The 926-nt window shown below is 43.2% G+C and carries 2 protein-coding genes; both read left to right on the forward strand.

All coding sequences use genetic code 11. From position 1 onward, the window contains the following. Nucleotides 1–533 (forward strand): sigma-70 family RNA polymerase sigma factor (locus tag ACWHAR_RS24365; RefSeq protein WP_452088092.1); only part of this gene is annotated, 533 nt, incomplete at its 5' end. After that, nucleotides 533–926, forward strand: a 394-nt coding sequence (gene rsbX / locus ACWHAR_RS24370) for a phosphoserine phosphatase RsbX (RefSeq protein WP_452088093.1), incomplete at its 3' end; no start/stop codon positions are given. The genes ACWHAR_RS24365 and rsbX, both read left to right, overlap by 1 nt.

Consider the following 926-nt stretch of genomic DNA (forward strand, 5'->3'; position numbering starts at 1 on the left):
CAATTCCGACAATCATCGGTGAAATTAAACGTTTCCTCAGAGATAAAACATGGAGCGTTCATGTTCCGAGACGAATTAAAGAACTGGGTCCAAGAATCAAAATGGCGGTTGATCAGCTGACCACTGAAACACAAAGATCGCCGAAAGTCGAAGAGATTGCCGAATTCCTCGATGTTTCTGAAGAAGAGGTTCTTGAAACGATGGAAATGGGCAAAAGCTATCAAGCTTTATCCGTTGACCACAGCATTGAAGCGGATTCGGACGGAAGCACCGTCACGATTCTTGATATCGTCGGATCACAGGAGGACGGATATGAGCGGGTCAACCAGCAATTGATGCTGCAAAGCGTGCTTCATGTCCTTTCAGATCGTGAAAAACAAATCATAGACCTTACGTATATTCAAAACAAAAGCCAAAAAGAAACTGGGGACATTCTCGGTATATCTCAAATGCACGTCTCGCGCTTGCAACGCAAAGCTGTGAAGAAGCTCAGAGAGGCCTTGATTGAAGATCCCTCGATGGAGTTAATGTAATGATCCAGGTTGAAGAAAACGAGCATATTCAAACTCTAGTATATCAACTGAATAAAGAAGGGAAATCGATTTGCGGTGACAGCTTTTTTATGAAAGCTGATGATAAGGAGTTAATTTGCGCGGTTGCTGACGGACTGGGAAGTGGATCACTTGCTAACGAATCCTCTGCAGCCATCAAAGACTTAGTGGAAAACTATGCGAATGAAGACGTAGAAAGCATTATCGAACGCTGTAATCAGGCGATGAAAAACAAAAGAGGCGCTACAGCATCTATCCTGAAAATCAATTTTGAGCAAAGGCAGTTTACGTACTGCTCTATCGGAAATGTACGGTTTATTCTGCATTCCCCGTCTGGTGAAAGCTTTTATCCTCTGCCGATTTCGGGCTATTTAT

It is taken from the genome of Bacillus sp. LR--39 (genome assembly GCF_053613335.1).